This window comes from Variovorax sp. P1_H12_2, assembly GCF_056405335.1.
This window is the reverse complement of the sequence record NZ_JBFUCI010000383.1, coordinates 1-6,301: the sequence shown is the minus strand read 5'-3', so window position 1 is coordinate 6,301 and position 6,301 is coordinate 1. Positions and strand designations below refer to the sequence as shown.

The window sequence follows — 6,301 nt, the reverse complement described above, 5'->3', positions numbered from 1 at the left end:
GTGGCGCCGGTGATCAGGCCGTGGCGATTGGCCAGTCCCGGCAGCAGGGCGCAGTCGATGGTGCCGTGGCGGGCAATGAGAAGGGGGTCGGCCATGGGGTTTTCCGGTCGTTGGAAGGGCCTCAGTCTATCGAAGCCGGGCTCCTATAATCGCGACCCCATGCGAAGGTTCCTCCGGTGCCCCGGAGATCGCTTTGCGACCCCTGCGACAATGCCCCAAAGCACCCGGAGTTCTCCTTTGTCATCGACTGCCCAATCTCCCGTTCCCGCCGCTGGCGACGTATCCGAACAGTCACCCCTCGAGAATGAATTGGCTGTCCTCCTGGTCGAATCGCTCAACCTGGAAGTCGCGCCGGCCGACATCGTGCCGACGGCGCCGCTGTATGGCGAGGGGCTCGGACTCGATTCGATCGATATCCTGGAAGTGGCCCTGGAAGTGTCCCGCAAGTACGGTTTCCAGCTGCGCTCGGACGACGAGCGCAACCAGCAGATCTTCGAGTCGCTGCGCAGCCTGGCGGCGCATGTCGCGGCGCATCGCGGCGCCTCCTGATCCATGTCCCGTTGGCGCGTGGCGCTCCTGCTGCTGGCGGGGGTGAGCTATGCCTGCGTGTCGCACTGGATGATGCTCTACCACGCGGCCGAGCCCTGGGCCGTCGTGGTCCTGCTCGGGCCGCTGTGGCTCACCGCGCTGGGCCTCGCAGGCAGCCGCTTCGGCAAATGGGGGCTGGCGCTGRCCGGCCTGACCGGCGTGGCCGTGTTCGCACTGGTGCTTCACGGCGAGGCCGGCGATCCCAACCGGCTCTATGTGCTGCAGCATGCGGGCATCAATGCCTTGCTGTGCGGCTGGTTCGGCAGCACGCTGCGCGGCGACCGGCTGTCGCTGATCGGCCAGTTCGCACAGCGCGTGCACCCGCTGTCGCCGGCCATGCGCATCTATACGGCGCAGGTCACCTGGGTCTGGACGCTCTACTTCGCGGCGATGGTCGTGGCGTCGATCGCGGTCTATGCGAGCCTGTCGTTCGCCGCCTGGTCGGTGCTGGCCAACCTGCTGACGCCGCTGATGGTGGTCGGCCTGTTCGTCGGCGAGTACCTGGTGCGCTATCGGCTGCATCCCGAATTCGAGCGCACCCGTCTGATCGATGCGGTGCGTGCCTTCTACGGTGCGCCGGCGGAACCCATCGCGCGGCGCTGAATCGACGACCCCCTTGAGCCTCGAAACCTTCCTGCCGCTGCTGGCGGACCGCGATCTGGACCAGCCCCTGGCCTGGCGCGCCGGCACGCCGGTGAGCGCGCGCGAATTCCTCGCCGACGTCGCCCGCCTGGCCCCCGAACTGCATCCCGGCGGTCCGGTCGTCAATCTGTGCGTCGACCGTTACGCCTTCGCGGTCGGGCTCGCGGCCGCCCTGGTGCGCGGCGAAGCGAGCCTGCTGCCGCCCGACGCGCGGGCCGACACGCTGGCGCGGCTGCACGAAGTGGGCGATCCCGCCTTCGCCCTGATCGACGACCCGGGGCTCGAGACGCCCGGCCTGCCGCGCGTGCGGGTCGAAGGTCGCCGGCCGGTCGCCGGCGCGGCGGCGCCGGCGGTGCCCGCGATCGATGCCGGCATGCATGCCGTGAGCTTGCTGACCTCAGGCTCCACCGGCGCACCGCAGCCGCACGCCAAGACCTGGGGCACCCTGGTCGGCGATGTCCGGGCCGCGGTCGCTCGGCTGGCTGATTTGCTCGGACGGCCGACGCTCGCCGGCCTGACGGTGGTCGCGACGGTGCCGGTTCAGCACAGCTACGGGCTGGAGTCGTCGGTGCTGCTGGCGCTGCTGGGCGGCGCGGCCTTCGACAGCGGCCGGCCCTTCTTCCCCGCCGACGTGGCACAGGCGCTGGCCTCGGTGCCGCGGCCGCGTGCGCTCGTGACCACGCCCTTTCACCTGAAGACACTGCTGCTTTCGGGCATCGCGCTGCCGCCGGTGGACCTGATCCTGTCGGCCACCGCGCCGCTGTCGCCGCAGCTCGCGGCCCAGGCCGAGCAGGCGATGGGCGGTGCCCTGATCGAGATCTACGGCAGCACCGAGTCGGGCCAGGTCGCGACCCGGCGACCGACGCAGGGCGAGGTCTGGGAGACCTTCGGCGAAATCCGCGTGCATGCGGAACATGGTGCGGACGGCGACGAGCGTTTCGTCTTCGAGGGCGACTTCATCCCGGAGCCGACGCCCATGGCAGACATCCTGGAACTGGTCGATGCGCAGCGCTTCCGCTTGCTCGGCCGCGCCAACGACCTGATCCATGTGGCGGGGCGGCGCAGTTCGCTGGGCTATCTCAACCACCACCTCAACAGCATCCCGGGCGTCGAGGATGGTGCTTTCTGGCTGCCGGACGACGTGGCCGACGGCGTGGTGCGTCCGGTCGCCCTCGTGGTCGCACCGACGCTCGATGCCCAGGCGATCATCGCCGCGCTGCGCGAGCGGGTCGAGGCCGTGTTCGTGCCGCGGCGCGTGGTGCACGTGGCGGCCTTCCCGCGCGAAGGCACGGGCAAGCTCACGGCGCGCTCGCTGCGCGAGTTCGCACTGGCGCAACTGGCCTCCGACGGCACGCCGGTGCAGGTCACGCGCGACGTGCCGGCCGACCATCCGGCCTTCGCGGGCCACTTCCCGGGCCAGCCGCTGCTGCCGGGCGCGCTGCTGCTGTCCGAGGTGCTCGAGGCGGTGCGCGGCGTGCCCGCGCTGGCGGCGCGCCTCGGCGCCGCACCCACGCTGGCCGCGGCCAAGTTCCTGGCGCCGGTACGCCCGGGCAGCAGCCTCATGATCGACCTGCTGCCCGAGACCGGCGCCGCGCGAGGCCTGCGCTTCGAGGTCCGCTGCGGCGACGTGGTGGCGGTCAGCGGGCGCTGGACCCCTGGTCCGCAGTCATGAGGGATTCGCGGCCCGAGCCCGACGATGCCAAGTCGCGCCAGGCCGATTGGTCGCGAGCGCCCGAGCGCAGCAACATGCTGGCGCTCAAGGTCATCTGCGCGATCGCCATCCTGTGCGGACGACCGCTGACGCGACTGATCCTGCACCCGATCTCGCTCTATTTCCTGCTGTTCTCGCCAACCCAGCGGCGCCACATCAAGCGGTATCTGTTCCGGGCCATCGGCCCCCAGGCCGGCTGGAGCGACGGCTACCGGCTGCTGCATGCCTTCGCCTCGACGGTGCTGGACCGACTCTATTTCCTGCGCGGACGCATGGACCTGTTCGACATCCGGGTCTACGGCAATGCGCCGGTCGAGGTCGAGGTCAATGCGGGCCGCGGCGCCTTCATGCTCGGTGCCCACGTCGGCAGCTTCGAGGCGCTGGGCGCCTGCAAGCATCGCGCCGCGTCACCGGCCGACCTGCGTCCCGCGATGCTGATGTACCCCGACAACGCGCAGCAGATCAACGCGGTGCTCAATACCATCAGCCTGCCCGAACTGCGGCCGCACATCATCGCGCTGGGCCGGCCGCACTCGATGCTCGCGCTGCGCGACTGGCTCGATTCCGGCGGCCTCGCCGGGCTGCTGGCCGATCGCACGCTGGCCGGGCCCGAGGAAGCGGGCCAGCAACGCGGCAGCAGCATCGAGGTCTCCTTTCTCGGCCAACCGGCCCTGTTCAACGACGGGCCGTTCCGGCTGGCGGCCTTGCTGCGCCGCAAAGTCTTCTTCATGGCGGGCCTCTACGCGGGTGGCGCCCGCTACGATGTGCTGTTCGAGCCGCTGGCCGATTTCAGCGAGCGCGTGAGCGACCCCGCCGAGCGGGAACGGCGCATCCGTGCCGCGCTCGAAACTTATGTGGCGCGTCTCGAGGCGCTGTGCCGCGCCTACCCGTACAACTGGTTCAACTTCCATGATTTCTGGCTTGAAGATGCGCATTGACCGCTGGGGCAGGGGGCTGCTGGCGGCCCTGGCCCTGTCCGTTCTGTGGCCTTCGTCCGCCTGGGCCTTCGACCTGCCTGAACTGATGGGCCTGCTGGCGCAGCAGAAGAGCGGCGAGGCCCGCTTCACCGAGCAGCGCTTCGTGCACGGCCTCGAGGGCCCGCTGGACGCCAGCGGGGTGCTGAGCTTCACCGCGCCGGACCGGCTGACGCGCCGCACGCTGTCGCCGCGTCCCGAGACGATGAGCGTCGAAGGCAACACGCTGACCCTGTCGCGCAGCGGTCGCACCCGCACGCTGGCGCTGGACAGCATGCCCGAGCTGCTCGGCATGGTCGAGGCCATGCGCGGCACACTGAGCGGCAACGCCCAGAGCCTGCAGCGCTACTTCCGCAGCACGCTGTCGGGCTCCGCCAACGGCTGGACCCTGGACCTGCAGCCGATCGACCCGCGCCTGGCCGCGCAGGTGCGTTCGATGCGCCTCAGCGGACGGGGCGGCGAAGTGCTGGGCATCGACATGGAGTTCATCGGCGGCGACCGCTCGGTGATGAGCATCACGCCCGAACGCGGCGCTGGCACGACGGCCACGACGCCCGTGCGTTCCACTCCGTGACGCGAGCCGCCGCCGCACCCGGGCGCCGCCGCGCGGCGCTGGCCCTCGGCATCTGGCTGCTGGCGCTGGTCGCCGGCATCGCGCTGATCGCGCGCACGCATTTCAGTGCCGATCTCTCCGCCTTCCTGCCGGCCAGCCCGGACGCGCGCCAGCAAGTGCTGATCGAGCAGCTGCAAAGCGGCATTGCCTCGCGCACGATCTTCATCGGCATCGAGGGTGGCCAGGATGCGGCGCAGCGCGCGCAGGTCTCGCGCGCGGTGGCGGCCGCGATGCGTCAAAGCAAGCTCTTCGACCTGGTCCAGAACGGCGACGCCAGCGACTGGAAGGACACCGGCACCTGGGTCTTCGACCACCGCTACCTGCTGGGATCCGATGTGACGCCCGAGCGCTTCACCGCCGCGGGCCTGCGCGATGCCATCGTCGACAGCCTGTCGATGCTCGGCACACCGGCGGGCAACGCCCTCAAGCCACTGCTGGAGCGCGACCCGACCGGCGAGACCCAGCGCATCGCCGAGGGCCTGATCCCCGCGAGTTCGCCGCGCAGCGAAGAGGGCGTGTGGGCGTCGCGCAGCGCGCCGCGGGCGCTGATCCTGGCCACCACCCATGCGGCGGGCAGCGACCTCGACGCCATCGCCCAGGCGATCGCGCGCGTGCGGGGCGCCTTCGATGCCGCCACGCGCGAGATGGCAGGAGCCGGCCCGAAACTCGCGATGACGGGGGCCCCGGTGTTCTCGGTGCAAAGCCGCGACCAGATCAAGACCGAGGCGGTACACCTGGCGGTGGTCGGCGGGATCGTCATGGGCGTCTTGCTGCTGCTGGCCTTCGCCTCGCCGCGGGCGCTGGTGATCGCCTTGCTGCCGGTCGCCACCGGCGTCGTCGGCGGCACGGCGGCGGTAAGCCTGGTCTTCGGCGGCGTGCACGGACTGACGATGGGTTTCGGCAGCACGCTGATCGGCGAGACGGTCGACTACGCGATCTACTACCTGATCCAGGCGCGCGGCGCAGCCATCCCGGGCACCGGCTGGCAGCGCTGGCGCGACATCCATTGGCCGACGGTGCGCCTCGGCCTGCTGACCTCGGTCTGCGGATTCGCGGCGCTCGTGTTCTCGGGTTTCCCGGGCCTGGCGCAGCTGGGCGTGTTCTCGATCGCGGGCCTCGTCGCGGCCGCACTGGTGGCTCGCCACGTGCTTCCGGTGCTGGCGCCGGACGGTGCCACCGGCATGGGCATGCGGCGCCAGATGGCCCAGCTGGCGGGCTTCCTGGTGCGCGGCCTGCCGCGCCTGCGCTGGCTGCTCACGGGCCTGGGCGCGGCGGCGCTGGTGCTGGTGCTGTGGCAGGGCGGCTATCTGTGGCGGGCCGATCTCGGCGCCATGAGCCCGGTGCCCAAGGCCATGCAGGCGCTCGATGCCGAGCTGCGCAACGACATCGGCGCCAGCGACGGCGGGACCCTGGTCGTGGTCCATGGCGCGGACGTGCAGTCGACCCTGCGCAGCACGGAAGGCGCGAGTGAGCGCCTCGAGGCCCTGGTCGACAAGGGCGAGCTCGCCGGTTTCGAGACCGTCACCCGCGTGCTGCCCAGCGAGGCGGCGCAGGCGGCGCGCATCGCGAGCCTGCCGGATGCCGCGACCCTGCGCAGCCGCCTGGCCGAAGCGACGCAGGGGCTGCCGCTGTCGGCCTCGCGCCTGGAACCTTTCATCGCCGAGGTCCAGGCGGCCCGGACGCAGCCGATGATCCGGCGCGTCGACCTGCAGGGCGGCCCGCTCGACGCGGTGGTCGGCGCGTTGATGTTCGAGCGTTCCGGCGGTGGCTGGT

Annotated in this window: 6 protein-coding genes; all 6 read left to right on the top strand. The window is 71.1% G+C overall.

All coding sequences use genetic code 11. The features are described from left to right. Positions 1–237: 237 nt before the first annotated feature. A complete protein-coding gene (locus AC1D2K_RS27765; protein ID WP_442286816.1) occupies positions 238–549 on the top strand; it encodes a phosphopantetheine-binding protein in 312 nt (103 codons plus the stop codon). A 3-nt stretch (positions 550–552) separates the two neighbouring features. After that, positions 553–1,191 (top strand): COG4648 family protein, encoded by a 639-nt coding sequence (locus AC1D2K_RS27760; protein ID WP_478092716.1) that lies wholly within the window; start codon positions 553–555, stop codon positions 1,189–1,191. A gap of 13 nt (positions 1,192–1,204) precedes the next feature. Continuing rightward, positions 1,205–2,902 carry an AMP-binding protein gene (locus AC1D2K_RS27755; protein ID WP_478092714.1) on the top strand — a complete coding sequence of 566 codons (1,698 nt, stop codon included), beginning with the start codon at positions 1,205–1,207 and terminating at the stop codon, positions 2,900–2,902. Continuing rightward, complete coding sequence (locus tag AC1D2K_RS27750) at positions 2,899–3,879, top strand: acyl-CoA synthetase (protein WP_478092712.1); 981 nt, start codon at positions 2,899–2,901, stop codon at positions 3,877–3,879. The genes AC1D2K_RS27755 and AC1D2K_RS27750 overlap by 4 nt, the downstream gene beginning before the upstream one ends. Then, positions 3,869–4,489, top strand: coding sequence for a LolA-related protein (locus AC1D2K_RS27745; RefSeq protein WP_478092719.1), 621 nt, complete (start codon positions 3,869–3,871; stop codon positions 4,487–4,489). Before AC1D2K_RS27750 ends, AC1D2K_RS27745 begins: the two co-directional genes overlap by 11 nt. After that, positions 4,486–6,301: MMPL family transporter (locus AC1D2K_RS27740; RefSeq protein WP_478092710.1), on the top strand; the 1,816-nt coding region annotated here is incomplete at its 3' end. The genes AC1D2K_RS27745 and AC1D2K_RS27740, both read left to right, overlap by 4 nt.

Coding starts and splice junctions, on each gene's coding strand:
- AC1D2K_RS27750 (WP_478092712.1), top strand. CDS start 2,899: ATGAGGGATTCGCGGCCCGAGCCCGACGATGCCAAGTCGCGCCAGGCC.
- AC1D2K_RS27745 (WP_478092719.1), top strand. CDS start 3,869: ATGCGCATTGACCGCTGGGGCAGGGGGCTGCTGGCGGCCCTGGCCCTG.